This window comes from Arthrobacter sp. Y3221087 (assembly GCF_059089905.1).
Map to the genome: position 1 here is coordinate 187,200 of NZ_JBNHFE010000005.1, position 24,588 is coordinate 211,787.

Annotated in this window: 27 protein-coding genes; 12 read left to right on the forward strand and 15 right to left on the reverse strand. The window is 67.4% G+C overall.

Annotation, left to right across the window (positions count from 1 at the left end):
- Positions 1–68: 68 nt before the first annotated feature.
- The 5 genes from AC5RUO_RS15955 to dacB form a co-directional block, all read right to left on the reverse strand.
- Positions 69–440 (reverse strand): VOC family protein, encoded by a 372-nt coding sequence (locus tag AC5RUO_RS15955; RefSeq protein ID WP_494104017.1) that lies wholly within the window; start codon positions 438–440, stop codon positions 69–71.
- A 3-nt stretch (positions 441–443) separates the two neighbouring features.
- Positions 444–995 carry a hypoxanthine phosphoribosyltransferase gene (gene hpt / locus AC5RUO_RS15960; protein WP_009358389.1) on the reverse strand — a complete coding sequence of 184 codons (552 nt, stop codon included), beginning with the start codon at positions 993–995 and terminating at the stop codon, positions 444–446.
- 30 nt (positions 996–1,025) lie between these two features.
- Positions 1,026–2,102: a tRNA lysidine(34) synthetase TilS gene (gene tilS / locus AC5RUO_RS15965; protein ID WP_494104035.1), complete on the reverse strand. Its 1,077-nt coding sequence runs from the start codon at positions 2,100–2,102 to the stop codon at positions 1,026–1,028.
- Positions 2,103–2,213: 111 nt separating this feature from the next.
- Positions 2,214–3,416, reverse strand: a complete 1,203-nt coding sequence (locus AC5RUO_RS15970; RefSeq protein ID WP_494104018.1) for a zinc-dependent metalloprotease — start codon at positions 3,414–3,416, stop codon at positions 2,214–2,216.
- A gap of 126 nt (positions 3,417–3,542) precedes the next feature.
- Positions 3,543–5,051 carry a D-alanyl-D-alanine carboxypeptidase/D-alanyl-D-alanine endopeptidase gene (dacB, locus tag AC5RUO_RS15975; RefSeq protein WP_494104019.1) on the reverse strand — a complete coding sequence of 503 codons (1,509 nt, stop codon included), beginning with the start codon at positions 5,049–5,051 and terminating at the stop codon, positions 3,543–3,545.
- Positions 5,052–5,206: 155 nt separating this feature from the next.
- On the opposite strand from dacB, the gene AC5RUO_RS15980 reads away from it, so the two are divergent.
- From AC5RUO_RS15980 to AC5RUO_RS15990, 3 genes are all read left to right on the forward strand, one after another.
- Complete coding sequence (locus tag AC5RUO_RS15980) at positions 5,207–5,695, forward strand: inorganic diphosphatase (RefSeq protein WP_013599443.1); 489 nt, start codon at positions 5,207–5,209, stop codon at positions 5,693–5,695.
- Between the two features lie 113 nt (positions 5,696–5,808).
- The gene (locus AC5RUO_RS15985) at positions 5,809–7,134 is read left to right on the forward strand and encodes a carboxylesterase family protein (protein ID WP_494104020.1); all 1,326 of its coding nucleotides are present in this window, start codon (positions 5,809–5,811) and stop codon (positions 7,132–7,134) included.
- A gap of 146 nt (positions 7,135–7,280) precedes the next feature.
- A complete protein-coding gene (locus AC5RUO_RS15990; RefSeq protein ID WP_494104036.1) occupies positions 7,281–8,033 on the forward strand; it encodes a DUF429 domain-containing protein in 753 nt (250 codons plus the stop codon).
- 6 nt (positions 8,034–8,039) lie between these two features.
- On the opposite strand, the gene AC5RUO_RS15995 is transcribed toward AC5RUO_RS15990, so the two are convergent.
- Entirely contained in the window at positions 8,040–10,448 is a 2,409-nt protein-coding gene (locus tag AC5RUO_RS15995; RefSeq protein WP_494104021.1) for a phosphoketolase family protein, read from the reverse strand.
- A 167-nt stretch (positions 10,449–10,615) separates the two neighbouring features.
- Between AC5RUO_RS15995 and AC5RUO_RS16000 the strand changes: the two genes are divergently transcribed.
- On the forward strand, positions 10,616–11,215 hold the full coding sequence (locus AC5RUO_RS16000) for a hypothetical protein (protein WP_494104022.1): 600 nt from the start codon (positions 10,616–10,618) through the stop codon (positions 11,213–11,215).
- 28 nt (positions 11,216–11,243) lie between these two features.
- Here the strand turns inward: AC5RUO_RS16000 and AC5RUO_RS16005 are convergent, their stop codons facing one another.
- Positions 11,244–11,828: a histidine phosphatase family protein gene (locus tag AC5RUO_RS16005; protein ID WP_494011896.1), complete on the reverse strand. Its 585-nt coding sequence runs from the start codon at positions 11,826–11,828 to the stop codon at positions 11,244–11,246.
- Between the two features lie 68 nt (positions 11,829–11,896).
- A complete protein-coding gene (locus AC5RUO_RS16010) occupies positions 11,897–12,766 on the reverse strand; it encodes an HAD family hydrolase (RefSeq protein WP_494104023.1) in 870 nt (289 codons plus the stop codon).
- Positions 12,767–13,205: 439 nt separating this feature from the next.
- Here AC5RUO_RS16010 and AC5RUO_RS16015 point away from each other — a divergent pair, with 439 nt between their 5' ends.
- Positions 13,206–14,033 (forward strand): hypothetical protein, encoded by an 828-nt coding sequence (locus tag AC5RUO_RS16015; protein WP_494104024.1) that lies wholly within the window; start codon positions 13,206–13,208, stop codon positions 14,031–14,033.
- Positions 14,034–14,081: 48 nt separating this feature from the next.
- On the opposite strand, the gene serS is transcribed toward AC5RUO_RS16015, so the two are convergent.
- Complete coding sequence (serS, locus tag AC5RUO_RS16020) at positions 14,082–15,362, reverse strand: serine--tRNA ligase (RefSeq protein WP_494011923.1); 1,281 nt, start codon at positions 15,360–15,362, stop codon at positions 14,082–14,084.
- Between the two features lie 92 nt (positions 15,363–15,454).
- Between serS and AC5RUO_RS16025 the strand changes: the two genes are divergently transcribed.
- Complete coding sequence (locus AC5RUO_RS16025) at positions 15,455–16,510, forward strand: diacylglycerol/lipid kinase family protein (protein ID WP_494011899.1); 1,056 nt, start codon at positions 15,455–15,457, stop codon at positions 16,508–16,510.
- Between the two features lie 88 nt (positions 16,511–16,598).
- Here the strand turns inward: AC5RUO_RS16025 and AC5RUO_RS16030 are convergent, their stop codons facing one another.
- From AC5RUO_RS16030 to AC5RUO_RS16040, 3 genes are all read right to left on the reverse strand, one after another.
- The gene (locus AC5RUO_RS16030; RefSeq protein WP_494011900.1) at positions 16,599–16,805 is read right to left on the reverse strand and encodes a hypothetical protein; all 207 of its coding nucleotides are present in this window, start codon (positions 16,803–16,805) and stop codon (positions 16,599–16,601) included.
- 91 nt (positions 16,806–16,896) lie between these two features.
- Complete coding sequence (pheA, locus tag AC5RUO_RS16035; protein WP_494011901.1) at positions 16,897–17,868, reverse strand: prephenate dehydratase; 972 nt, start codon at positions 17,866–17,868, stop codon at positions 16,897–16,899.
- Positions 17,868–18,194 carry a rhodanese-like domain-containing protein gene (locus AC5RUO_RS16040; protein WP_494011902.1) on the reverse strand — a complete coding sequence of 109 codons (327 nt, stop codon included), beginning with the start codon at positions 18,192–18,194 and terminating at the stop codon, positions 17,868–17,870. The genes pheA and AC5RUO_RS16040 overlap by 1 nt, the downstream gene beginning before the upstream one ends.
- Positions 18,195–18,389: 195 nt before the next feature.
- Between AC5RUO_RS16040 and AC5RUO_RS16045 the strand changes: the two genes are divergently transcribed.
- The 5 genes from AC5RUO_RS16045 (at position 18,390) to AC5RUO_RS16065 (ending at position 21,441) form a co-directional block, all read left to right on the forward strand.
- Complete coding sequence (locus tag AC5RUO_RS16045; RefSeq protein WP_494104025.1) at positions 18,390–19,796, forward strand: amidase; 1,407 nt, start codon at positions 18,390–18,392, stop codon at positions 19,794–19,796.
- A 128-nt stretch (positions 19,797–19,924) separates the two neighbouring features.
- The gene (locus AC5RUO_RS16050; protein WP_494052532.1) at positions 19,925–20,152 is read left to right on the forward strand and encodes a hypothetical protein; all 228 of its coding nucleotides are present in this window, start codon (positions 19,925–19,927) and stop codon (positions 20,150–20,152) included.
- Positions 20,153–20,252: 100 nt separating this feature from the next.
- Complete coding sequence (locus tag AC5RUO_RS16055) at positions 20,253–20,456, forward strand: hypothetical protein (protein ID WP_494011905.1); 204 nt, start codon at positions 20,253–20,255, stop codon at positions 20,454–20,456.
- A gap of 199 nt (positions 20,457–20,655) precedes the next feature.
- A complete protein-coding gene (locus tag AC5RUO_RS16060; protein WP_494104026.1) occupies positions 20,656–20,928 on the forward strand; it encodes a hypothetical protein in 273 nt (90 codons plus the stop codon).
- Positions 20,929–21,003: 75 nt separating this feature from the next.
- Complete coding sequence (locus tag AC5RUO_RS16065) at positions 21,004–21,441, forward strand: LapA family protein (protein WP_494104027.1); 438 nt, start codon at positions 21,004–21,006, stop codon at positions 21,439–21,441.
- Between the two features lie 31 nt (positions 21,442–21,472).
- Here the strand turns inward: AC5RUO_RS16065 and AC5RUO_RS16070 are convergent, their stop codons facing one another.
- Positions 21,473–22,039: a DUF4190 domain-containing protein gene (locus tag AC5RUO_RS16070; RefSeq protein ID WP_494104028.1), complete on the reverse strand. Its 567-nt coding sequence runs from the start codon at positions 22,037–22,039 to the stop codon at positions 21,473–21,475.
- A 57-nt stretch (positions 22,040–22,096) separates the two neighbouring features.
- The gene (locus AC5RUO_RS16075) at positions 22,097–22,669 is read right to left on the reverse strand and encodes a LysE/ArgO family amino acid transporter (RefSeq protein ID WP_494104037.1); all 573 of its coding nucleotides are present in this window, start codon (positions 22,667–22,669) and stop codon (positions 22,097–22,099) included.
- A 94-nt stretch (positions 22,670–22,763) separates the two neighbouring features.
- Between AC5RUO_RS16075 and AC5RUO_RS16080 the strand changes: the two genes are divergently transcribed.
- Positions 22,764–23,705 (forward strand): LysR family transcriptional regulator ArgP, encoded by a 942-nt coding sequence (locus AC5RUO_RS16080; protein WP_494011910.1) that lies wholly within the window; start codon positions 22,764–22,766, stop codon positions 23,703–23,705.
- On the opposite strand, the gene AC5RUO_RS16085 is transcribed toward AC5RUO_RS16080, so the two are convergent.
- Positions 23,665–24,579 carry a nuclease-related domain-containing protein gene (locus tag AC5RUO_RS16085; RefSeq protein ID WP_494011911.1) on the reverse strand — a complete coding sequence of 305 codons (915 nt, stop codon included), beginning with the start codon at positions 24,577–24,579 and terminating at the stop codon, positions 23,665–23,667. The genes AC5RUO_RS16080 and AC5RUO_RS16085 overlap by 41 nt on opposite strands.
- Positions 24,580–24,588 lie beyond the last annotated feature (9 nt).

Here is a 24,588-nt window from a genome sequence, read left to right on the forward strand (position 1 = left end):
AGCAAAAGTTCCCTATGGGCGTACGGGCACAAGGGCCGGCCCGGGGACTGCCGGGTGCACACCGGCACCTACACGTGCTGGTCCAGGTAAACGGGGTTGCCGTCCGGGTCTGCCAGGATCGCGCTTGCGGGGCCCGCCGTTGCCTCGTCCGCCTCGGCGTCGAACCTGACGCCTTGGGCCTTCAGCTGCCGCTGGAGTTCACGGACATCCGTGAACGAGCCGAGCGCTTCGGCTTCCTGGTTCCAGCCCGGGTTGAAAATCAGCACGTTTTTCTCGAGCATCCCCTGGAACAGCCCGATGTTCGCGTGGCCGTTCTTCATGATCACCCAGTTCTGGGCCGGATCCCCGGCGTATTGCGCAAAGCCCAGTTTCGCGTAGAACTCCATGGACGCCGAAAGGTCCTCCACGGCGAGGCCTACCGAGAACGCGCCGAGTTCCATGGCCTACTCGTAAACGTGCGGGGCCAGCGTGCCCACGAAGTCCAGGTTGCGGTACTTCTCGGCATAGTCCAGGCCGTAGCCCACCACGAACTCGTTGGGGATGTCGAAGCCCACGTACTTGACGTCGATTTCCACCTTGGCGGCGGTGGGCTTGCGGAATGCGGTGCAGATTTCCACGGACGCGGTGCCGCGCGATTCCAGGTTGGTCTTTAGCCAGGAGAGGGTCAGGCCGGAGTCGATGATGTCCTCGACGATCAGCACGTCCTTGCCCATCAGGTCCGTATCGAGGTCTTTGAGGATGCGCACCACGCCGGAGGACTGCGTGCCGGAGCCGTAGGAGGAGACAGCCATCCAGTCCATGGAGATGTGGCTGTGCAGCGCCCGGGCCAGGTCAGCCATGACCATGACGGCGCCCTTGAGCACACCCACGATGAGGATTTCGCGTCCCTCGTAGTCCTTGTCGATCTGGGCTGCGAGTTCGGTGATCCGCTGCTGGATCTGTTCCTTGGTGTAGAGAACGTGCTTGAGGTCTGCCTGGACGTCGTTTGAATCCACCAATGGCTCCTGTGTAGATGCGGGGTGCGACTATTTTGTGGGCGGTTTTTGATGCCGGAACACTAGCTTCCCACAGCCCGGCCCTCCACGGGGAACGGATCCGGGCTCCGCACCGTCCGGCAGTGCAGGTGCAGCATCCGTTGCGCTTTCGAGTTCAGCGAGCGACAACCGGTACACGCCCACCCCGCCCGGAAGCTGGACGGGACCCGCGGAACCCTGCCGCCGCAGCAGCGCCTCCGCCGCAACGAGCCGCTGGTAGCTGGGCTGCTGCCCGCCGACGTCGGCCGCTGCCTTGGCGATCACGCGGAAGCGGATGGCGGGGGCCAAAGCACGCAACGACTCCTCCGGCAAAGCCACGTCCTGTCCGTTCCGTTCCGCCAGGGAAAGGTAAGTGCTTTCCGCCACATTCTCGAGGTAGTCGGCGTCGAGCTGCAGGATGGCGGCCGTACGGGCGAGGGATTCGGCGACGCCGGGGCCCAGCTTCTCCTCAAGGTGCGGGAGGACTTCAACCCGGGTGCGGGACCTGGCAAAGGACGGGTCGGTGTTGGTGGGATCGTGCCACGGCTCCAGTTCCTCCACGGCGCAGATTTCTTCGGTGTCCGCCCGCCGGAGGTTCAGGAAAGGCCGGAGCAGGATGCTGTTTCCCTGGCCCTGGCGGGCCGGCCGCATGCCGGCAAGGGAACGGGTTCCGGAGCCGCGGGCAAGCCCCAGCAGGACCTGTTCGGCCTGATCATCGAGCGTGTGCCCGAGCAGGATCGCGTCCGCGCCTTGGCCGGCAGCCGCCGCTTCCAAAGCTTCGTGCCGCGCTTCCCGGGCTGCAGCCTCCGGGCCCATGCCCGCGCCTGCCACCGTCACGGTGCGGATCTCCACCGGGGACAGCCCCAGGTCCTTGAGCGCCGCCGCGGTGCGTGCGGCCACGTGGTCCGAACCCTCCTGCAGCTGGTGGTCAACCACCACCGCACCCACCGTCACGGGGTGGCCGTCAACATGCCCGCGGCGGGCGAAATAGGCTGCGACGGCCGCGAGCGCCAGGGAGTCCGGCCCGCCGCTGCAGGCCACCAAGAGGTGCCCGGGGTAGCCGGCCTGGGCAAGAGCGTCGCCCAGCATTTTGCGCGCGGTGCCGACGACGGGCGCGAGCCTGCCGGGCCGGCGTCGTCCGCTGGGAACGTTTGCAGCAGCGGCGGCTGCAGGTACAACGTCAGGCGCAGCGTCAGGCAATTACAGTCCCATCCGCTCAAGCCACAGCTTGGCGTCGTGGATTTCAGGCTCGGTGGGCAGGTGGTCCACCGACTCCCAGACCCGGTTGAACCCTTCCATCCCGGCAACATCCACCACGGCGCGGACAAACCGGGCGCCGTCGGAGTACTGGCGCATCTTGGCATCGAGGCCCAGGAGGTTGCGGATGAACTTCTCGATCACGCCGCGGTCCTTGCCGCGGTCGTTGAACCTTTGCCGGATGGTCTTCACGGACGGCACGATGCTGGCGTCGACGGCGTCCATCACCACATTCGCGTGCCCCTCCAGCAGGCTCATCACGGCAGTGAGGTGCGAGATGGCGGCCTTTTCCTCCGGATCCTGCAGCAGGTCCAGGATGGCGCCGCGGCCCGGCGTATTACCGGTGGCCGAGCGGTCCTTCAGCGACCGGGCGGCCGCGGTGGCCCGCTCCATCAGCGAGTCGACGTTGTTGAGCAGGTGCCCGCTGAGTTCGTCGATCTGCTGCAGCATGTGGTGCCGCAGCCACGGGGCCGCGGCGAACTGCACGCGGTGGGTCTGCTCGTGCAGGCACACCCACAGGCGGAAATCCTCCGGCGTGACATTAAGCTCGCGCTCCACGGAAACGATATTGGGCGCAACCAGCAGGAGCCTGCCGCCCGATGGCGCAGCCGACCCTTCGGCCATGGCGGCGAAGGGATCGTACTGGCCCAGCACCTTGCTGGACAGGAAGGCCAGGACGGCGCCCAACTGGCTTCCGGTGATGGCACCGCTGACGCTGGCGGCCGCAGGGCTCAGGGAGCCGCGGCGGTTTTCAAGCATCTTCTCCATGGCGGGCTTCAGCATCACCGCGAAGCTCTGGGTGTTGGCCTTCGCCCAGGATGCCCTGTCCACCACCAGCACCGTGGAGTCCCGCAGGTCCCTGGCGGCTTCGAGCCCGGTGATTTCGTGGACGTGGGACACCGAGGCGTCGGCAAGCCGGCGCAGGCTGTCCACGGCTTCCCCGATTTCCGCCTGGTCCAGGACCGGCCCGGCGGGAGCAAGCCGCGCCGCAGCCGAGGCCGCGAGATCCCAGTTGATCAGGGATTGGGCAGTGACTGGCTGGGCAGCGTTGGGCTGCGCACTAGTGGACTGCCCGTTCGTGGACAGGGCTTCTGACCCGTCCGATGAGGGCAAGGTCGATGCGGACTCGCGTGCAATGGACTCCATAGGTCCCATCAGAACACAGCAGGCCGGGGATCGTCCTTAAGTTCGCTGACCGGCGAACCAGAGGGGTCCGGTAACTTACACAGCCTTGCCACGGCTGGCGGCCACAGAACGGGCGCGCCGCGAATCCTAGCGGCAGCCGCAGGCGGCGAGGGCCGTGGCCGCCCTGTCCAGCGCTACTTTGTTGCCGGCGGCTCCGGGGGTGAGCCCGTTGCCGATGAAGGAGAACACCAGCAGCCGGCCGTCCGCATCCACTACATAGCCGCTCAGCGCCAGGACGGTGTTCAGGGTGCCGGTCTTGGCCCGCACCAGCCCCGCGCCGCCCGCCGTGGTGCCTTCCCCGTACCGCGTGTCCAGGGTGCCGGTCAGCCCCGCCACGGGGAACCCGTCCAGCGCTTCCCGGAGCCTGCCGTCAGTGCCGGCCGTCATGGTGCGCACCACCTCGGCGAACTGGCGGGCGGAGACCTGGTTGCCCATCGCGAGCCCGCACACATCAACAAGCTTCATGGACTCCGCGGGGACTCCGGCCTCTGCCACCTGCGCGCGGACAGCCGCCGTGGCGCCGTCGTTGCTGCCGGGCTGGCCGGTGGCAAGGGCAGCAAGCCGGCCCAGTGCCTCCGCCAGGTAGTTGTCCGATTCCTGCAGCATCAAGTCAACCTGCTGGGCCACCGTGGCTGATTCCACTTCCGCCAGGGCTGCTGGGTCCGCACCAGCCCCACCTTGGCCTGCCCCCGGTGAACGTTCGACGCCGGCCGCCACAGTGAGTCCCGCGGCCGCACCCGCTTCCCGCAGCCGGGCCGCAAACACTTCCGCGGCCGTGATGGCCGAGTCCTGCGGGCGCGGCCCGATGGTGACGGCAGGATCGAAGCGTGCCGAATTCAGCGCCAGCGGGTAGAGCGGCGCCACCTCGCCGGCGGCAATATCGCCCTCTTGCCAGGCAGGGTTGAGGGCCGGCCCGGTAAAGAGGGAATCGTCCACCAGGACCTTGACCTCGCCGATTGTTCCACGTGCCTGCAGCCCTTCGACCGTCCGGGCCGCCAGGGTGGCCAGGCCGGCATGGCCCAGCACCCCTTCGACGTCGGATTCCCCCGGGCCCAGCAGGACGTCCCCGCCGCCCGTGAGAACCACCTGGCCAGCGGCCGAACCGGCAGTAACGGTTGTGCTGAATCGATGGTCCGGGCCCAAGGTTCGCAGCGCGGCCATCGCCGTCAGGAGCTTCATGTTCGACGCCGGCACGCGGCCTTCGGAGCCGCCCCTGTCGAAGAGGACCTGGCCCGTGAGCGCATCCTGGACGATGCCCGTGAAAGTGCCGCCGCCGTCGGCCTTCAACAGGGGATCCACCTGGGCGGTGAGCGCTTCCCGGGACGGAACCGCTGCGGATGCGTCCAAAGCGGCAAGTCCTTGGCGCGGGGAAAGAGTTGACGGGGCCTGCTGCCATTCCGGCGCGGCAGGCGCCGGGGCGGGCGGTTCCGGGCCAAGGAATCCGGGGGCCACGAGCAGCACGGCGGGGATGGCCAGGATCGCCAGGAGCGCGGTGAGCACGGCCAGCGGCCAGGTGCGGCGGACACCCTCCCCGCCGCTTTTGACATTCCGGCGGATGCGGTCAGGCCACGGATCCGTGCCGGTTGTTTTGGTCATGCTGGTGCTGGTCCTCAAGTCCTGAAATTTCCCCACAAGTTCCTGATTCCAGGGCCTCTCGCTATATCCTCAATTGTAGTCGGCGGCACGGACACTCCTTTTTGTGGGCCCGTCAAGTGTGCCGCGCACCCCCTGCAATCGCCGAGGAGCATTCCATGAAGCACGACGTGACCATCGAGATCCCCAAGGGATCGCGCGTCAAGTACGAAGTTGACCACGAGACCGGCCGCGTCCGCCTGGACCGCGTCCTCTTCACCGCCATGCAGTACCCCACCCACTACGGGTACTTCGAAAACACCCTCGGCGAGGACGGCGATCCCCTGGACGCACTGGTGCTCCTGCAGGACTTCGACCTGCACCCGGGCGTCATCGTCGAGTCCCGCCCCATCGGCGTCTTCAACATGACCGACGACGGCGGCGGAGATGCCAAGATCCTGTGCGTCCCCGTGGACGCCCGCTTCGACCACATCCAGGAAGTCAGCGACGTCAACGAGTTCCTGATCAAGGAAATCGAGCACTTCTTCACCCGCTACAAGGACCTGGAGCCGGGCAAGTGGGTCAAGGCCGAGGGCTGGGGCGACCGCGCCGCCGCCGAGGCAGAGCTGGAAGCCTCCATCAAGCGCTACGTGCCCACCGGCCACTAATCCCCACAAATCCCCGTCTGCTGGACAGATCCCCGCATCGTGCAAGGGGGAATAGTCCAGGAGGCGGGGATTTCTGTTGCCCCGCCATCTTGAACATGTGGAATCGTGGACCTGTGATTTCCGAGGCTACCTTCCATCCCCCGTGCGGCCCCGTGCTCGGTTGGCGGGATGGAAACGTCCTCCGCGCCACCGGCATCCCCTATGCCACCGCCGCCAGGTTCCAGCCGCCCGTCCCGGCCCCGGACTGGACGGAAACCTTCTCCGCCACCTCACTGGCGCCGGCGTGCCCGCAGGGCCCTGTCCCCTTCCTTGACGACGTACTGGGCACCCGCTACGGCGAACTTCCCGGCAGCGAGGACTGCCAGAACCTGTCCATCACCATGCCCGGGAATGTTGCCGCCGATGAGCGCCTGCCCGTCATGGTGTGGATCCACGGCGGCTCCTACACCACCGGTTCGGGCGACCTCGCGATCTTCGATCCTGCCGTGCTGGTGGCCGAGAACCGCGTGGTGGTGGTTTCCGTGACCTACCGGCTGGGACTGTTCGGATTCCTGGCCACGCACAACGGCCGGCCCGGAAACCTTGGTTTGCTGGACCAGCTGGAAGCGCTCAGGTGGGTGCGGCGGAATATCGCTGCCTTCGGCGGCAACCCCGGCCGGGTGACCGCATTCGGCCAGTCCGCCGGCGGTGATGCGATCGCCCACCTCATGGCCACGCCGGAAGCGCCGTCGCTCTTTCAACGGGCCATCATCCAGAGCGCACCGCTGGGCATCGCCCGGGGCCGCGCGAAGATGAACCACGCCATGGGCATCGCGGCCGAAGCTGTCACTGAGGACACTTCACCCATGGAGGTGGTGGAGCGGGAAGCGCACGTTGCCCAGGTGGCCCGCAGGTTCGGGATGCTGGCGGCGATGCCCTTCGGAACCCAGTACGGGCACGAGCCGCTGCCCGAAGAAAAGGACATCGAGGCCGCCTGGAACCGTTCCGCCCCGGGAATCGACGTGCTGATTGGACATACCTCGGAGGAAGCCCGGCTGTTCCTGCCACGGAACCCGCTGCTGATGCGGGTGGAAGGCGTTCCCGTGGTGGGAGCTGCGGCGGTGCGCGCTGTGGACCGGGTGGTCACCGAAACCGTGTACGGCAGGGCGGCGCGGAAGTTCGCCCGCCGCCATGCACGCGCAGGCGGGCGGGCGCACCGCTACATCCTGCACTGGCACGCCCCGGGCAACATCTTCGGTGCTGCCCACACCATTGACCTTCCGCTGCTTTTCGGCACGCGCACCACCTGGGACGGCGTGGGCCTGATCGCCGGTGCCGGCTGGGACGAGGTGGACGCGGTGGGCAGGCAGTTGCGGGCCCTCTGGGCAGGCTTCGCCCGTGGCGATGCGCTGGGTGAAGCGGGCGGCATTCCGGGGGCCCTCACCTACCACGCGGCCTGACCTAGGAATTCCTGACCCAGGAGTTAGGCGTTATGCCCGGCGTCCTCGACCACCAGAAGACAGGCGCCGGGCACTGTTTCGGCAACGTGCTCGGCACCGCGGTGTCCAACGCCGGGGCATACCAGCCGGAGGTAGAGTCTGGTCACGTGAAGACGCTCGGCGTGGACCTGGCTGCGGCCACCAAAAAGACTGCGGTGGCAGTCATCGAGTGGGTCGGTGGTGCAGCAAAGCTGGTGCACCTGGCGCTCGATGTGGACGACCAGGGGATCGTGGACCTGTTCGGCGCCTCCGACATGGCCGGCGTCGACTGTCCCGTGGGCTGGCCGGACGCGCTGGTACCGTTCCTCACCGGGCACGCAGCCTTCGACGCCGGTCCGGTCCTTGCGCACGACGGCATAGCCGGCCGGCGCCTCCTTGCCTACCGCGATACGGACCGGTTCGTCACCGCCTGCACAGGCCTCATCCCGCTGAGCGTCTCCGCGGACCGGCTGGCCCATCCCGCCATGCGCTGCGCCGTGATCCAGGCGAAGATCGCGGCACTCCACGGGCCGCAGGCAAGGGACGGCTCCGGCCGGCTGGCGGAGGTCTACCCCGCAGCTTCGCTGAAGATCTGGGGACTCAATGGCCGCGGCTACAAAGGAGGCGGCGTTCCCGAGTCGGAACGGCTCGGCGTGTTGCTGGACGCCTTGCGAAGCCAGGCGCCCTGGCTGGACCTGGCCGGGCACGCGGACAGACTTGCCGGATCGGACGACCTGTTTGACGCCGTCGTCGCCTCCCTCACAGCCCGCGCCGTGGCCCGCCGTCGTACGCTCCTGCCCGACGGTGAAGACACAGCAGCCGCCCGCAGTGAGGGGTGGATCCACCTGCCATCGTGCGCTCTGGAAGAGCTAGTGGACTAAATCTGGTCAGCTCCCAAGCTTCCAGTTCCTGATCTCCTCCGGGTCCTCGCCGTGGGTGCGGGTGTGCTCCCACGCCCGCATGCGCCGGTCCTGCAGGTCCTGCCGGAGGAGCGAGTGCTTCTCCGCCAGCCCCGGAACGCGGTCGATCGCGTCGATGGCGAGCTGGAACCGGTCGATGCCGTTGAGCATGGCCATATCGAACGGCGTGGTGGTGGTCCCCTCCTCCTTGTAGCCGCGCACGTGCAGGCCTTCCTGGTTGGCGCGGTGGTACGTGAGCCGGTGAATCAGCGCCGGATAGCCGTGATACGCGAAGATGATCGGCTTGTCAGCGGTGAAGATCCCGTCAAAGTCGCGGGCCGGGAGCCCGTGCGGGTGCTCGCTCGAGTCCTGCAGGCGCATCAGGTCCACCACGTTCACCACGCGGACCTTCAGTCCGGGGGCACCTTCGCGGAGGAGTTCCGCCGCTGCCACGGTTTCCACGGTGGGGACGTCGCCGGCGCAGGCAAGGACGACGTCGGGCTCCTCGCCCGGCACCTCCGACCCCGCGAACGTCCAGATCCCGAGGCCACGGCGGCAGTGGTTGGCGGCATCTGCCGGCCCCAGCCAGGTGGGCGAGGGCTGCTTGCCGCTGACCACGATATTCACGTAGTCCGTGGACGCCAGGCAGTGCTCCATGACGGACAGCAAGGTGTTGGCGTCGGCCGGCAGGTAAACCCGGATGACCTCGGCCTTCTTGTTCACCGCGTGGTCGATGAACCCAGGATCCTGGTGCGAGAACCCGTTGTGGTCCTGCTGCCAGACGTGCGAGGACAGCAGGTAGTTCAGCGACGCCACCGGCTGGCGCCACGGCAGCTTGCGGTGCACCTTCAGCCACTTGGCGTGCTGGTTGAACATGGAGTCCACAATGTGGATGAACGCCTCGTAGCAGCTGAAAACCCCGTGTCGGCCGGTCAGCAGATAGCCCTCGAGCCAGCCCTGGCACAGGTGCTCACTCAGGATTTCCATGACCCGGCCGGACCGCGCAAGGTGCTCGTCGGCGTCGTCGATCCGGTACTGCCACACCTTGTCCGTGACCTCGTAGACGTTCTGCAGCCGGTTTGACGCCGTCTCGTCCGGGCCAAAGAGCCGGAAGTTTTCCATGTTCAGGGAAATGACGTCCCGCATCCATGAGCCCAGGGTGATCATCGGACTGACCCGTTCCGTGCCGGGGGCTGCGACCTCCACGGCGTGGTCCCGGTACTGGGGCAACTTCAGTGCACGCCGGAGCAGGCCGCCGTTGGCGTGCGGCGTGGCGCTCATCCGGAAGTTTCCGGTTGGCGCCCCCTCGGCGACATCGGGCCGGAGCCGCCCGCCGCCGTCGAACAGTTCTTCGGGGCGGTAGGACTTCAGCCACTCCTCGAGCTGCCTCAGGTGGTCCCCGTTGGTCCGCACCTCCGAGAGCGGGACCTGGTGGCTGCGCCACGTGCCCTCCACCTGCTTCCCGTCAACGCTACGCGGCCCGGTCCAGCCCTTGGGCGAGCGCAGCACGATCATGGGCCAGCGCGGCGCTGCCTGGTCCGCGGCATCCCGGTTTTCGGAATTTTCGGCGGGGACCCGGTAGGCGTCCTGGATGGCGCGGATGTCCGCCATGCACCGGTCCAGCGCTTCGGCGAAGTCGCGGTGCGCTTTTTCAAAGGCATCGGGGTCGTCCACAGTGACGAAGTACGGCTCGTGACCGTAGCCGCGCAGCAGCTGTTCCAGCTGCTGCTCCGGCATCCGTGCCAGAACGGTGGGGTTGGCGATCTTGTAGCCGTTGAGGTGCAGGATGGGCAGCACGGCGCCGTCGGCTGCCGGGTCCAGGAAGTTGTGGGAGTGCCAGCTGGCGGCCAGCGGCCCGGTTTCGGCCTCGCCGTCGCCAATCACGACGGCGGTGACCAGCTGGGGGTTGTCGAACACCGAGCCGTAGGCGTGGGCCAGCGAGTAGCCGAGTTCACCGCCCTCGCTGATGGAGCCGGGGCTCTCCGGGGCGGCGTGGCTGGGGATGCCGCCCGGGTAGGAGAACTGGCGGAAGAGCTCCGCCATGCCCTCGGCGTCGTTGCCCACGTGGGCGTAGATTTCGGAGTACGTGCCTTCCAGCCAGGCATTGGCGACGACGGCGGGGCCGCCGTGGCCGGGTCCGGCCACGAAGAGCATCTCAGTGGAGTCGCGGCGGATCACGCGGTTCAGGTGTGCATAGACGAAGTTCAGTCCCGGGGTGGTCCCCCAGTGCCCCAGCAGCCTGGATTTGGTGTGCTCCGCTGTGAGCGGCTCACGCAGCAGCGGGTTGGAGCGGAGGTAGATCTGGCCAACGGAAAGGTAGTTGGCGGCCCGCCACCACCGGTCCACGAGTTCGAGTTCTTCCTGCCCTGTCTCTTCCTGCCCCATGCTGCCGGTCATAGCCATCCTCACGTCGCGTCCGCCGCCTTCCGGCAGCCGTCACTCCATCGCAACAGATGGGCCGGGCCGAGGCAACTGTTGGTGGCAGGATCGGGTCCGTCATGCGGCTTGACCAGTCGTAACACGGAAGTTCCGGGCTTCCTACCACCGGGTAGTGTGTACCCAGAATGTTCACGCTGACTATCAATCAAACGGACAGCCGGCGCGATGGGGACCGGGTTCCGCAGCTCCTCAAGGACCTGCGGCATATTCCGGCGCGCCTGGACTTTGACCGTTCCGTGGAGGATGAGGTGCAGGGCATCGTCGACTGCCCGCACCAGGCGGTGGACGCAGCACTGATCGCCCTGCGCAGCGGCTTATGGTACGTGGGGATCGGCGCGGGACCGGTGAGCGAGCCGCTGCCAAACCAGATCAAGGACGCCTCGGGACACGGCCTCGTCTATGCGCGCCGGGCGGTGGACCGGCTGCGCCGCAGCAAGGAGCGGGTTCCCGTGGCGGTCGAGGGTCCGTGGGCGGACGTGGCGCACGACGCGGAGGCGGTACTCCGGCTGCTCGGCCATATTGTTCGCGACAGGTCCGGCGCCGAGTGGCGGGTGCTCGACCTGATGACGCCCGGCGTACGGGGCCAGCAGAAGGCCGTGGCGCAGGAGTTGGGAATCACCACCCAGGCCGTCAGCAAGGCGGTGGCACGGGCGCAGTGGAACGAGGAGCACGCAGCCCGACCGGCGGCGGCCCGGCTGCTGGGACTGATCCTCGAAGTGCGCTGAGCCGGGGAAGCCGCCGTCGGGCCTGTGGCTAGCTTGAGGTGGCCGCCAGCACAGGTTCCCCGTTGAAGTATTCAAGCTGCCAGCCCTCGATGGCGTGGTGGTGCGCCAGGTTGAGGACGGCATTGTTGACGCTCGTCAGGGTCTGCCCGGTGGCGCGGCTCAGGGTGACGCGGAGCAGCGTGCCGTGCGTGACCACCAGGAGCCGCTGGCCGCGGAACTCCTCGGCGAGGGCTTCCAGCGCGGCGAGGCCGCGGGTTGCTGCCTCGTCCTCGCTCTCGGCGCCCTTGAAGCCGCCCGGGACGCGCAGGGCCTCAAGTTCGGGCCCTGCCTGCATGCCCTCGGCCGGGCCGAAGCTTCGCTCGGTCAGTTCCGGAACGCGCCGGGCCACGGCCAGGCCCAGGCCTTCGGCGATCAGGTCCGCCGTTTCCGCTGCACGGCTCAGCGGCGAGGAGACGATGGCGTCCCACTGGTAGGGGGCGAGGACGGCGACGGCGTCACGCGCCTGGCCGCGGCCGACGTCGTTCAGGGGGATGTCAGTGGCTCCCTGCAGCCGGCGTTCGGCGTTCCAGTCAGTCTGGCCGTGGCGGACGAGGGCGAACGTCGTAAGGGTCATGGTTCCTATTCTGCCTTGGCTGCAGGCCGGGACCGGAATCGCGGCAGTGGAGGGCGTCTTGGGGCGCCCTACAGGAGGCTGCGCAGCACGTGGGCGGCGCCGTCGTCGAACACGGACTTGGTGACCTCGTCTGCGACGGCGATGACCTCCTCGGGTGCCTGGCCCATGGCCACGCCCCTGCCGGCCCATGTAAGCATCTCGATGTCGTTCCGGCCGTCGCCAATGGCAACGGTGAGGTCCGGGTCGATGCCGAGCTGGAGACGGAGGTTCTCCAGGGCGCTGGCCTTGGTCACGCCGGCCGCGGCGATGTCCAGCCACGCCGTCCAGCCGACGGAATACGTCACCCCGGCCAGGCCAATGTGCTCAATGGCCTCGTTGAACTCCTCCGGCGTGTTTTCCGTGCTGAAGACGACGACGCGCACTGCCGTGGCTTCGAGCATGGTGTGGAAATCCACGCCAACGGCTTCCACCCCGAAGCTGGCGTCCTGGAACCGCTCGGTGGAGAGGAAGTTGCCGTCAGCATCCTCAAGCGCGTATTTGGCGGACGGAAGGCGTTCGCGGAGGGCGCGGAGGGCGGGGGCGGGGTCGAAGGTGGCCTTGTGGATGACCTCGTAGCCGTTCTCGAGTTCGGGGTGGAGGCGCAGGGTCACGCCGCCATTGCAGCAGACCGCGTACCCTTGCTCGATGCCGATCTTCTCGATGATGGGCAGGGCGGCGTTCAGGGACCGGCCGGTGGCAATCATCACCTCGTGTCCCACACCCACCACGGCCTGTGCCGCTTCCCGGACACCCGGCGACATGTGGCCGTCATGGTCCACGAGCGTGCCGTCCACGTCCAGGGCCACCATGAGCTTCCGGCCGTTCTGGCCCTCAATGTTGTTCTGGTTGTCTCGCCGGTCATCGTTGCCGGCGACTGAGGCTTCAGTCAGCGTTGTCATCCATCTAGTAGAACAGACACCCCTGACGCCCGGTAGGACGCGCGCCACAGGTTGGCTGAACACCGGGTAAATACTCACAGGTTGTTCCCCGTGTGACTGTTTACCTTGCGCTCCCCAGCAGGTGGACATTTCCCCGCCGCATGTTCGGGGGAATAGCCCATGCAGCGGGGATTGTTAAGCTCGTTGTCCACATGCTGCCACTCCCTCATAGCTGCGAAGGTCCAACCCATCCCAGCATGGGGTCATGGAATTCGAACCCCCCGGCCCTGATTCTCGCCAGCCGTCGTCGTGCCCTCACGGGAAGCAGCCGAAACCTTAGCCGTGGTTACAGCGCCGGCACCCTGATCAGGGTCAGGACGGGCGTCTATTTCGACAAGACCACGTGGCTCGCCCTCAAACCCTGGCAGCGCTACACCACAACCGTGGCTGCTGTCGCCGCATGCGATCGGCAACTACATTTTGCTACCTGACCGCCCTGCGCATCTGGCAGCTGCCAACCCCGGCAGTTCCTCCCCACATCCACGTCATCACAGCTTCACCACACAAGGCGGGCCGCTTTCCGCCCACCACAAGCGCCGCCAAGGACCTCAAGACGGGCCTGAGCGGCCTGGAGAATGTCCGCAACTATGGCGTCAGCCGGCATTACTGGTCCGCGGACACGGCGCAGCACCTCGGGTACACGGTGACTTCATTGCTCCAAACCGTGTTGGACTGCATTGTGCGGTTGGAACTTCCGGAAGCTGTAGCTGTGGCCGATGCGGTGCTGGGAGCCCGCCGGCGGCAGGACGAGAGGCTGACCCGGCTAGAACTGGCTGAAGCGGCGGCGCGCCTGACCTCCGCAACCAAGCGACGCAGAGTGGAGCACGTGCTTGTTCTCGCCGATGAGGCCTCAGAGTCGGTTGGAGAATCAAGGAGCAGAGTTCTCATGCACGTCGTTGGGCTGCCCGCGCCGGCTCTTCAGTGCACATTCGCTGATGCCGACGGTTTCATTGCACGGACGGACTTTTTCTGGCGGGAGTTCGGGGTAATCGGTGAGTTCGACGGCGACGCCAAGTACCTCGACGACGGCCTGCTGGGTGGGCAGAGTGCGCGGGAAGCGATTCTGGCCGAGAAAAAGCGCGAGGACCGGCTCCGTGCCCTCGGCTACAAAGTTGTCCGGTGGGATTGGAAGACGTTGTCCGACCCGGACGGGCTGCGCCGCAAACTCGTTGCGGCGGGGGTAGATCCGCAAAAGTCCCCGCCGCACGGTCTTCTCCCCCCGACATGACAAGGGGAATGGACCACGAGACGGGGACTTCCTGGAAAACCCGGAGGGCTACAGGACCGGCAGCACCTCGAGGCCGCCCAGGTACTTCTGCATTGCCTTGGGGACGTTCACGGAGCCGTCCGCGTTCTGGTGGTGCTCCAGTAGCGCCACAATCCAGCGGGTGGTGGCCAGGGTGCCGTTGAGCGTGGCCACAGCCCGGGTGCCCTTGGCCACACCATCCGGATTTACCGCCCGCTCGCGGATGTTCAGGCGGCGCGCCTGGAACGTGGTGCAGTTGGAGGTGGAGGTCAGCTCGCGGTAGGCGCCCTGGGTGGGGACCCAGGCTTCGCAGTCGAACTTGCGGGCGGCGGAGGTGCCAAGGTCGCCGGCGGCGGTGTCAATGACCCGGTACGGCAGCTCGCACTTGGCCAGCATTTCCTCTTCCCATGCCAGCAGCCGCTGGTGTTCGGCGGCGGCTTCCTCAACCGTGGTGTAGATGAACATCTCCACCTTGTTGAACTGGTGCACGCGGATGATGCCCCGGGTGTCCTTGCCGTGGGACCCCGCCTCGCGCCGGTAGCAGGAGCTCTGGCCGGCGTAGCGGATTGGGCCCGCCGAGAAGTCCAGGATCTCGTCGGCATGGTAGCCGGCCAGGGAAACCTCCGAGGTGCCCACCAGGTAAAGGTCGTCTTCGGCGAGGCGATAGATCTCGGCGTCGTGCTTCACATCGAAGCCGGTGCCCTGCATGGTTTCGGGGCGCACCAGGGTGGGGGTGATCATCGGAATGAAGCCGTTCTCGATGGCCTGGTCCATGGCCATCTGCAGCAGCGCCATCTCCAGCCGGGCACCCACGCCGCGGAGGAAGTAGAAGCGTGCGCCGGACACCTTGGCGCCGCGCTCCATGTCGATGGCACCGATCAGCTCGCCGATCTCCAGGTGGTCTCGCGGCTCAAAGTCGGGAAATTCGCGTGGCGTGCCAACGGTCTTGACCACCACGTAGTCGTCCTCGCCGCCCTCGGGAACGCCGTCCTCGATGAGGTTTGGGATGGTGCGCAGGAGTTCCTCCTGCTTGGTCTGCGCGGCATCGGCTTCGGCGGAGGCCGCCTTGACCGAATTAGCCAGTTCCTTGACCTCGGCCAGCAGGGCCTGCTTCTCCTCGCCCTTGGCCTGGGCCACCTTCTTGCCGAAAGCGTTCTGCTCGGCGCGCAGGTTTTCGAAGCGGATCAGCGCTGCCCGGCGGGTGGAATCCGCGGCGATGATCGCGTCCACCACTGATTCGTCCGCGCCGCGGGCGCGCTGGCTGGCACGGAACTTGTCCGGGTTTTCGCTGAGGTCTTTTACGTCGATCACCATCCAAGGGTATCCAAAAGAATGCACGACGTCGGGCGGTTACGGAGCGCGCCGGACCGGGCCACCTTCCGCCGGGCTACTGTTGAACCACCATGAGCGACTGGATTCTCTACCTACTGATCGGGGTGGCGCTTGCCTTCGCCATTTCCAGCTGGTGGGGCGTGCGCAAGCTCAAGGCCCTCCACGTGCGCAGCGTGATGGGTTTAGACGCGCACGAATCCGGGCTCACCCAGCAGCGGGTTGCCGTGATCCTGAACCCCATCAAGACGCGGGCCGACGAGGCGATCTACGCCATTCGCCGCGCCTGCCTCAGCGCGGGCTGGGAGGAGCCGGCCTTTTTCGAGACCACCGTGGACGATCCCGGCTATTCCCAGACGCGGGCCGCCCTGGCGGCCAAGCCCGACGTCGTCCTGGTGGGCGGCGGGGACGGCACGGTCCGGGTAGTGGCCGAGTCCCTGGCGCATACCGGCGTGGCGATGGGCATCGTTCCGCTGGGAACGGGAAACCTGCTGGCACGCAACGTGGAGCTGGACATCAATGATCTGCAGGGCAACGTCCAGACTGCGCTTTTCGGCCGGCAACGCTTCATCGACACGGCCCGGATGGGAATCGTCAATTCCCGCACCGGGCACTCCTCCGAGCACGTCTTCCTGGTCATCGCCGGCATCGGCATGGACGCCGAGGTCCTTGCCGACACGAATGACGGGCTGAAAAAAGCCGTGGGCTGGCTGGCCTACACCGAGGCCGGGATGCGGCACCTTCCCGGCCGGCGGAAGAAGGTCTCCATTTCGCTGGACGGCGGCCCGGAACAGGTCCGGAACATCCGCAGCGTGCTCTTTGCCAACTGCGGCCTGGTGCCGGGCGGCATCGATTTCATCCCGCAGGCCATGATTGACGACGGCATGCTGGACGTGGTGGTGATGAGCCCGCGCAGTGCCCTCGGCTGGCTGCTGATGTATATGAAGATCATGTTCAAGCACAGCGGAAAGCTGCCGATCATGACGGTCTACCGCTCCGGACGGGTGGTCATCGATTGCCCCGAGCCCATGCCCACCCAGCTCGACGGCGACACGTCGGGTGAGGCCACGCGGCTCACCGTGCAGGTGGATCCACGGTCGCTGCTGATCAGGGTCAAAGGCCAGATATAGGACGACGGCGGCAGGGCCGGCGGGTGCCTGGGCGACGGATACGTTTTGTGTTGGATTGTCCAGATGGCGGAAACGGCTGGCTTCCGCCCTAGTCGCTTGAGTCCTTCGCGGCTTCGGCGGCGGCCTTTGCTGCGGCACGCGCTTCGGACTGCTCGCGGATCATGGCCTGTTCCTCTTCGAAGCGCAGGCGGTCAGCACGGTCTGCATCGTCACCGTCCCAGTCCTGGTTATCGGCGGTGGGCCGGGGATTGACGATCATTCCCTGGCCATCGTTTTCGGTGCTGCTGGTAGTCATGACCCGCTCCCTTCATTAGGGGCCATCCCTGTGGATCAAGTAAGCATACGCACTGTCCACAGCCCCGGGAAGTACCCGGAACGCCAATTGCCTACGCTGTGGGCGAAGCGGTGGAAGCGTTTTCCGCCGCTTCTGACAACGGCTCAAGGAGGGACCCCACCCATGCCTGCGCCGCAGCGAACGCGGCATCGGAGGTGTGGGCTTCCTCTGCGGTTTCCTGCCCGTCGGCCCGCGGATAGGAGCCGAGGAAGCGGGTATTGGGGCTGATCCGGTGCAGGCCGGCGAGGGCATCCGCAACCCGGGCGTCGCCAACGTGGCCGTCGGCGTCGATGCTGAAGAAGTAGTGCCCCAGGTACTGCCCGGTGGGGCGGGACTCAATCCTGCTGAGGTTCACGCCGCGGCTCGCGAACTGGTCCAGGATCTCCATCAGGGCACCCGGGCGGTCTTCGGGAAGGGGAACAACCACAGTGGTTTTGTCAGCACCCGTCCGGTCCGGGAGCAGGCCGGGCCGGCTGACCAGGACGAAGCGGGTCACGGCCCCCGGGTTGTCCCCGATGTTCTCGGCCAGCACGGACAGCCCCCGCTGTTCCCTGGCCACGAGTGGCGCGCAGATCGCGGCGTCGTAATGGCAGTCCTCGGCCAGCAGGCCCATTGCTGCAGCAGCGGTTGAGGATCCGGGCACGTATTCCGCTGCCGGAAGGTGCCTGTCCATCCACAGCCGGCACTGTGCCCACGCATGTCCGTGGGTGGATACACGCCGCACGTCCTCCAGCCGGACACGGGGCCGGGCCACCAGGACGAAGCTGATGGGCACCAGGACCTCCCTGATGATCCGCAGTTCGGTGCCGCCGGCGATGGCGTCCAGGGTCGCCGTCACGCCGCCTTCCACCGAGTTCTCGATGGGAACCATGGCGGCGCCGGCGGATCCTTCGCGGACCAGGTCCAGCGCAGCGTTAACGTTCGACGCCGGGATCCGGGTGGCCGCCGCGGCATCCGGAACCTGCATCAGGGCGGCCTCGGTGAAGGTTCCCTCGGGACCGAGGAAGGCGTAGGTTGCGGGCATCAGAGGACGATCGGCTTGAGCCCGTTGTCCGAGACCAGGGGTTTTCCGAGCTCCAGCCACTGGTCCATGCCGCCGGCCACGTTGATGGCGGTGTAGCCCTGGCCGGTGAGCCATTGGGCCACCCGGAACGAGCGGCCTCCTGTGCGGCAGATGATGTAGAGGTCCTCGTCCGGGTCGAGTTCGTCGAGCCGGGCGGGAATCTGGTCCATGGGGATGTGGACAGCCCCCTCGGCGTGCCCAGCCACCCATTCATAGTCCTCACGGACATCCAGCACCACGGCGCCGTCGGGGATGGCGTGGACGGGAACGGTATCGAAATCACTCATGGCAAGTCCTGTCGTGGCGGATCGGAGTCAGCTTAAAGCCTAGTGCTTTGCCGCCGCCGGGCCCGGTGGACCGGACAAGTTACTCTTCTAGGGAATCCAAAGGAGGACGCGTGCCCGCAGACCAGCCCAGCATCACAGCCGGCTCCACAACCTTCGGGACCGGCACCACCAACCAGCGAACCGGGCCCAGGCACGGTGGCTGAGCTCCACGAACTGTCCGCCGTCGAACTGCGCCACAGCCTGCGAAGTGGAGACGTTCGGGCAGCGGACGTTGCCGCCCATTTCCTGGCACGGATAGAACAGCGCAACCCCCTGCTGGGTGCCTTCATCACCGTCACGGCGGAGCAGGCAATGGCGGAAGCGCGTGCCGCGGATGCCCGGCGTTCCGGCGCGGCAGGGGAGGAACTGCCCGTCCTGCACGGCATGCCGCTGGCCTTCAAGGACCTCACCGATGTTGCGGGCGTCGTCACCACCCACGGAAGCGCCGCCCTGGAGCACAAGCCCGCGCCGGCGGACGCGCCCCTGGTGGCGCTGATGAAGGAATCCGGCGTGGTCTGCCTGGGAAAGACGCAGGTTCCCGAGTTCGGACTGACGGCCTACAGCGAAAACCGGATCGCGCCGCCGTCGCGCAATCCCCACGCTCCCAGCAGGAGCTCCGGCGGGTCCTCGGGCGGCAGCGCCGCCGCCGTGGCGGCAGGCCTGCTCCCCTTCGCTCCGGGGACCGATGGCGGCGGTTCCGTCCGCATCCCTGCGGCCGCCTGTGGACTGGTGGGACTGAAACCCGGCAGGGGCCTGGTGCCCGCCGGGGAAAGCCAGGGTGATCCTGCGCGGCTGGTGGTGCCAGGGCCCCTCGCCAGAAGCGCCGCGGATGCAGCGCTGTTGCTGGATGCCATGGTGCCCGGCGGCGGGTATCTGCAGGCGATCGGGCAGCAGCCGCCACGGCTGCGGATCGGCGTCACCCTGGATAGCCCCTGGTCCGGCACGTACCCGTTCACGCCGGAGCGGGAAGCATTGGACGCTCTTGAGGCCGGGGAAAAGCTCCTGGCCCACGCCGGACATGTTGTTGCCGAAGCCGCCGTCCGATATGACAACCGCTACCCGGAGGCCTTCACCACCGCCTGGACCGCAGGAGTGGGCACGGCCCGGATCAGCCCGCAGCGCGAAGCCCTGCTGGCCCCGCTGACACACACCATCCGCCGCCGGGCCCAGCAGCGCAGCCCGGCCAAGCTTGCCGAAGCACTCGCGTTCCTGCGGAAGTTCCAGCAGGACACGGTGACGCAGTACGCGCAGTGGGACCTGATGCTGATGCCGGCGTTGGCCCAGACCCCGCGTCCCGTGGGCTGGTTCACCGGGACGGCACATGGCGGCGAACGCTGGCCTGCCGCCCAGTGGCCGGGGGACGCCGACGGCGACTACCGGCGCCAGTGTGAATTCGCACCCTGGTCGTCAATGGTCAATGTATGCGGACTGCCGGCCATTACCGTCCCAGTGCATTGGACGGGCGCGGCCCCCGGCCAGGGCCTTCCAATGGGGATCCAGCTGGTGGGCCCTCAGGGTTCCGAGCTGCTGCTCCTGCAGGTGGCGCGCCAGCTGGGCTTCTAGCCGGCGGGTTGTTGACCTGCACCTAACGCAGCTTTAACCCTCGCGTTACCCGGCAGGTACAGACTCTTAAGGGCGTCAAACCTTTTGCATCCTCCACCTGGCCAATGCTCGACGAGGAGTTGCCCGCAATGAACGCTGAACACCCCGCCCCCGCCACCGGCACAGCCGACTCCTTCGGAAACTCCCGGCCGGACATGAGCAATGCCACGGTCCGGGAAGACCTTGCCATGACGGGCCGCTGCGCCCTGGTGCACCTTCCGACCGGCAGGACCTGCCTCCTGCCGCTCCGCCACCAAGGGCCGTGCGAATTCCACGGCCCGCAGGAGGCCGAGTCGGTGGCCGGCGCTTCCTCCTGACAGTCCGCGTTTTATGGACGGCGAATGTTCCCGGCAGCGTATCGACTCCCCCGCCTATCAGGAGGACGATTAAAGGGCAGTCACTATAAGGAGGTCTGTGATGTGCTACGGATACAACAAGGACTTCGGGTGGGAACACAAGAAGGAAACCAACCGCCGGCCTGAAGCCAAGCAGGACACTCCGGCGGAAACCCCGGAGCCACGGATCAAGGCGCAGGACTACACGTTCTGGGCTTTCCCGAACTGGCGCAGGACGCCGACTCCCCGCACCCCCTCCGCTGAACGGAGCAGGGAACGGGTGTGACGCGCGGCCGACCGCAGAAGGGCCTCCGCCGGAGGCCCTTCTGTGGTGGAAGGCGCTCCCTTAGCCGGCACGCGCGTAAGAGACTGGCCGGTACACAGGAGAATGGACGCATGCAGGGACATTTCGTGCACATGGCAGCCCTCCTAATGGACCCCGACGCCGATCCCGCGGGGCCGGGGGCAGCAGTCACCGAGGCTTTGTGCGGAAGCTGGGAGCACCCTCCACCCTGCCCGCTCGCAGCCCACCACACGTCAGCCGCGGGCGGGACGCTGACAGGTTGATGCTGCGGACCATCTTCGCAGCGGACACTTGCCAGGAAGGCGAAGTCCGCCGTCGGATTGACGCCGCACTCACCCGCGGATCCATGGCCGGCCCGGACGGAAGACTCTCCCGGTGGACCCTGGTGGGGGCTGGACCAGGCGAACTGACGGCGGCGGAACGCGAGCACGCTGAGCGCATCGCCGGCACGTAGCGGTGTTGTGCCGGCCGAAACCCTCCGGCTAAGGTGGAATAATAAGCATGCTTATGGTTACGGAAGGGGACGGTAATGAGTGCTGGACAGTACACACCGGGGACCGGAGACCAGCCCGAGCCGGGGCCCGACGGGAATTACCAGGCTGAACGCGCCGGCGGAACCGCAGCGCCGAACCAGGGGCAGGCAGGCCCGGCGCCCACCAGTCCTGCGCCCTCTGGCCCTGCACCCTCTCAGCCCGCGGCGGCAGAACCGCGGGTGACGCGCGCCGGCGTCGTCTGGGCGGCCGTGGTGGCGGCGCTGGTCCTGCTGATCCTGCTCATCATCTTCATCCTCCAGAACCAGGACCTGGTGCTGGTCCGGTTCCTTGGCTTCGAAGGTACCCTCCCGCTGGGAATGGCATTGTTTATCGCCAGCGTTACCGGCGGGGTCCTGGTGGCCGCTGCCGGCGGCGCCCGCATCCTCCAGCTCCGCGCCAACGCCCGCCGCGTAAGGACCGCCCAGCGAAGGTAGCGGCGCAGCCAACCTCCAGTAAACCCGGGATTTAGTAGGTATACGATCCACTGGAGCCGGCGTAGGCAAGCCCGATGATGAGCAGCAGCCAGAACGCACCGTAGCCAAGCAGGCACAGGTAGCCCAGGACCAGCCCCGTGAGGGACATACCCCTGCCGGACGGCTCGCGCTTGAGCGCCATGTGCCCGGTCACGATCGCCGCAATCTGCGGGAGCAGCAGCCACCCCATGATCACGGACGCGATGCCGCACACCAGACTGGCGATGCTCAGCGTCTTGGGCTCGGCAGGCACGCCGTAATAGGAAGGCTGCCCGTAGGGGCTTGCCGGCTGGGAGTAAGGCGCAGCTCCCGGCGCATACTGGCCCCCGCCGTACTGGCTTCCGCCGTATTGTCCGCCGTACTGGTTGCCCTGGGCGTACGGCCCCTGGCCGTAGGCCGGCTGGGACGGCGCGTCGGAGCCGTAAGGCGGCACGAAGCGGGGCGGCTCGTAGCCGGATGGGGTTTCCGCGTCCGACGGCGGCACGCCGGGTTGGGAGGCCGGGTTCTGCGAGGAGTAGGGCCACCGGGAATCGGGGCGCTGGGAAGGCTGGTCAGTCATGGTTTTCCCCCTGGGATTTTGGTTCCAGCCTATCGCCTGCCCGGCTTCCCGGAACGGTCACTGCAGGACGAGTTTCACCGCCAGGGCAAGCATGACGATACCGATCACCACGTCCACCGCCCGCCAAGTCCGGGGGCTGCCCAGGACACCCGCGAGCGCACGGGCGCCGTAGCCCAGCGCCGAGAACCACAGGACACTGCCAGCTACTGCCCCGCCGGCATAGACCCACCGCAGGTCCGGTCCCTGCTGGTTTGCGAGGCTGCCCACCAGCACCACGGTGTCGAGGTACACGTGAGGGTTCAGGAAGGTCAGCGCCACCGCTGTGGCCACCACGGACCCCTTAGACCGTGGCGGCTCCTCGTGGAGGCCGGAGGGCTTTAGTGCAGCGGCAAAGGAGCGGAACGCGAACCACACCAAGTACGCGGCGCCGCCCCAGCGCAGCACCTCCAGCGCTTCGGGGAACCGCCTGACCAGGGCGCCGATCCCGGCAGTGCCGCCAAGGATCAGGGCGGCGTCGCCCGCCATGCACACGGCCACCACGGCGCCGATGTGTTCCCGCCGGATGCCCTGGCGCAGGACGAAGGCGTTCTGGGCGCCGATCGCTACGATCAGCGCCAAGCCGGTCAGCATTCCGCTGATTCCTGTCGTCCACATGTCTTCGACGGTACGGACCTTCCCAGATGAAGACAAACAATTGATTTTTAAGGACCATTAGAATTACTTCATGAACTTTGAACACTTGCGCGCCCTCACCGCTGTCATCGACGAAGGCACCTTCGAAGCCGCGGCAGACCTCCTGCGGCTCACCCCGTCGGCCGTCAGCCAGCGCATCAAAGCGCTGGAGGCCTCGACAGGCCAGGTGCTGGTGCGCCGCCGGGTGCCCTGCACTGCCACCGACGCCGGGATGGTGCTGCTTCGGATGGCGCGCCAGGTGCAGGTCCTGGAAGCAGAGGCTTCGGCAGCCCTCGGCAACGGCGTTGCTTCCCGGGCCCAGCTGCCGGTCGCCGTCAACGCGGACTCGCTGGCCACCTGGTTCGTTCCGGTCCTGCACGAGGCCGCTGGCTGGCAGGACACCACGCTCGACCTGCACGTCGAAGACCAGGGGTTCAGCAGCCAGCTCCTGCGCCAGGGTGATGTCATGGGCGCCGTAACCTCCGATCCTGTCCCGGTCAACGGCTGCCGGGTGGAGCTGCTGGGCCACATGCGGTACATCCCCGTGGCCGCCGCCGGACTGCACCAACAGCTGGCCGGCTCCAACGGTGTGGATTGGGCGGACATGCCGGTGCTGAAGTTCAATGCCAAGGACAACCTCCAGCGCCAGCTGCTGGCGGCCAAGGGCGTGGAACACCCGCCGCCGACGCACACCGTCCCTTCGTCGGAGGGCTTTCTCGCCGCCATTAAGGCCGGGCTGGGCTGGGGCATGATTCCCGAACTGCAGCTCGGCAGTGAGCTGGCCGAGGGGTCACTTGTCCTGCTTGAAGAGGACGCCCACGAGGACGTACCCCTCTACTGGCAGTCCTGGACGCTCGACTCGGCGAGGTTGCACCGGATCACCGGGACCATCCGGGACGCCGGCCGCCACCGGCTGCTCCCCGCCGCGGCAGAGGGCGGGAAGGGAAACGGACCTAGCGGGCCCAGTACGGCAGGACGTACACGGCGAAGATAACGAAAGCAGCCAGGAGCGCCAGTTTCCCGGCACTTGTTCCGCCGTGCGGATGTGCCCTGGTGTTGCGGCCGGGCCGGGCAGTCCCCGCCTGGCCGCCGCCGGGAAGACCACGCCCGGCCGGGTGCCGTGCGATGCTGCCGCTGCGGGCCCGGTTGCCGCTGGCATTGGTGCCCTCCGTGCGCGGGCCGTCCGTGCGCGGGCCCTCCGTGCGCGGGCCTCCGGGCGGCAGCCCTCCGGCAGGGCGGACCACGGTTCCGGGCCGGACATTCCGGAAGGCCGTGATGCCGGGCTCCTGTTCATGCGTGAGCTGCTGGCCGAGGTGCTCGTACAGCCCCACCACCGCCTGCTGGTCCAGCACAGCAGGCAATGATTCGATGGCCCCAACCACGCGCTGTGCCCCGGCGACGGCTACGTCGGAGTTGGTGACGCCGAACAGATCCGGCTGGGCGGCCATACAGATGAGCGGGCGGACAAACCTGCGGTGCGGCGGTGCAAGGACCGACGTGACGGCGGCGCATTGGGCCAGCGCGCCCTCCACCGCCTGGGTCCGCACGTAGCGGCCCTGCCAGAGCACCCCGGATGCCACCCGCACCTCGCCGGTCCAGTTCTTGGCGTTAACCACCACAACCCCGCCGGGGCCAACCAGCACGTGGTCCAAATGGGCTTTCGGGCGCCCCGGCCAGTGCACGTCGTGCATGACATACCAGCCGCGTGGCACCAACTCGCTCAGCTTGTCCGCCACCACCCGTTCGCCCGCGACCCCTGCGTCCCACGCCTTTGTGGCATGCTCGACCTCGTCGAGCTGGCGCTTGAGCCTGGCAACCCTCTCAGCGGCCAGCCGGGACTGCTCGGCCGCTCCGTCTCCTGCCCCCATGGTTGGTCC

Excerpts from the sequence above, each read along its gene's own strand:
- AC5RUO_RS16025 (WP_494011899.1), top strand. The coding sequence starts at position 15,455 with ATGAGCGACTGGATTCTCTACCTACTGATCGGGGTGGCGCTTGCCTTC.
- AC5RUO_RS16075 (WP_494104037.1), bottom strand. The coding sequence starts at position 22,669 with ATGCTGACCGGCTTGGCGCTGATCGTAGCGATCGGCGCCCAGAACGCC.
- AC5RUO_RS16015 (WP_494104024.1), top strand. The coding sequence starts at position 13,206 with ATGCGATCGGCAACTACATTTTGCTACCTGACCGCCCTGCGCATCTGG.
- AC5RUO_RS15955 (WP_494104017.1), bottom strand. The coding sequence starts at position 440 with ATGGAACTCGGCGCGTTCTCGGTAGGCCTCGCCGTGGAGGACCTTTCG.
- pheA (WP_494011901.1), bottom strand. The coding sequence starts at position 17,868 with ATGCCCGCAACCTACGCCTTCCTCGGTCCCGAGGGAACCTTCACCGAG.
- AC5RUO_RS15995 (WP_494104021.1), bottom strand. The coding sequence starts at position 10,448 with ATGACCGGCAGCATGGGGCAGGAAGAGACAGGGCAGGAAGAACTCGAA.
- AC5RUO_RS15970 (WP_494104018.1), bottom strand. The coding sequence starts at position 3,416 with ATGGAGTCCATTGCACGCGAGTCCGCATCGACCTTGCCCTCATCGGAC.
- dacB (WP_494104019.1), bottom strand. The coding sequence starts at position 5,051 with ATGACCAAAACAACCGGCACGGATCCGTGGCCTGACCGCATCCGCCGG.
- AC5RUO_RS16040 (WP_494011902.1), bottom strand. The coding sequence starts at position 18,194 with ATGAGTGATTTCGATACCGTTCCCGTCCACGCCATCCCCGACGGCGCC.
- AC5RUO_RS16000 (WP_494104022.1), top strand. The coding sequence starts at position 10,616 with ATGTTCACGCTGACTATCAATCAAACGGACAGCCGGCGCGATGGGGAC.
- AC5RUO_RS16085 (WP_494011911.1), bottom strand. The coding sequence starts at position 24,579 with ATGGGGGCAGGAGACGGAGCGGCCGAGCAGTCCCGGCTGGCCGCTGAG.
- AC5RUO_RS16030 (WP_494011900.1), bottom strand. The coding sequence starts at position 16,805 with ATGACTACCAGCAGCACCGAAAACGATGGCCAGGGAATGATCGTCAAT.
- AC5RUO_RS16055 (WP_494011905.1), top strand. The coding sequence starts at position 20,253 with ATGTGCTACGGATACAACAAGGACTTCGGGTGGGAACACAAGAAGGAA.
- AC5RUO_RS16010 (WP_494104023.1), bottom strand. The coding sequence starts at position 12,766 with ATGACAACGCTGACTGAAGCCTCAGTCGCCGGCAACGATGACCGGCGA.
- AC5RUO_RS16065 (WP_494104027.1), top strand. The coding sequence starts at position 21,004 with ATGAGTGCTGGACAGTACACACCGGGGACCGGAGACCAGCCCGAGCCG.
- AC5RUO_RS16050 (WP_494052532.1), top strand. The coding sequence starts at position 19,925 with ATGAACGCTGAACACCCCGCCCCCGCCACCGGCACAGCCGACTCCTTC.
- tilS (WP_494104035.1), bottom strand. The coding sequence starts at position 2,102 with ATGCTGGGCGACGCTCTTGCCCAGGCCGGCTACCCCGGGCACCTCTTG.
- AC5RUO_RS15980 (WP_013599443.1), top strand. The coding sequence starts at position 5,207 with ATGAAGCACGACGTGACCATCGAGATCCCCAAGGGATCGCGCGTCAAG.
- AC5RUO_RS16080 (WP_494011910.1), top strand. The coding sequence starts at position 22,764 with ATGAACTTTGAACACTTGCGCGCCCTCACCGCTGTCATCGACGAAGGC.
- AC5RUO_RS16005 (WP_494011896.1), bottom strand. The coding sequence starts at position 11,828 with ATGACCCTTACGACGTTCGCCCTCGTCCGCCACGGCCAGACTGACTGG.
- AC5RUO_RS16070 (WP_494104028.1), bottom strand. The coding sequence starts at position 22,039 with ATGACTGACCAGCCTTCCCAGCGCCCCGATTCCCGGTGGCCCTACTCC.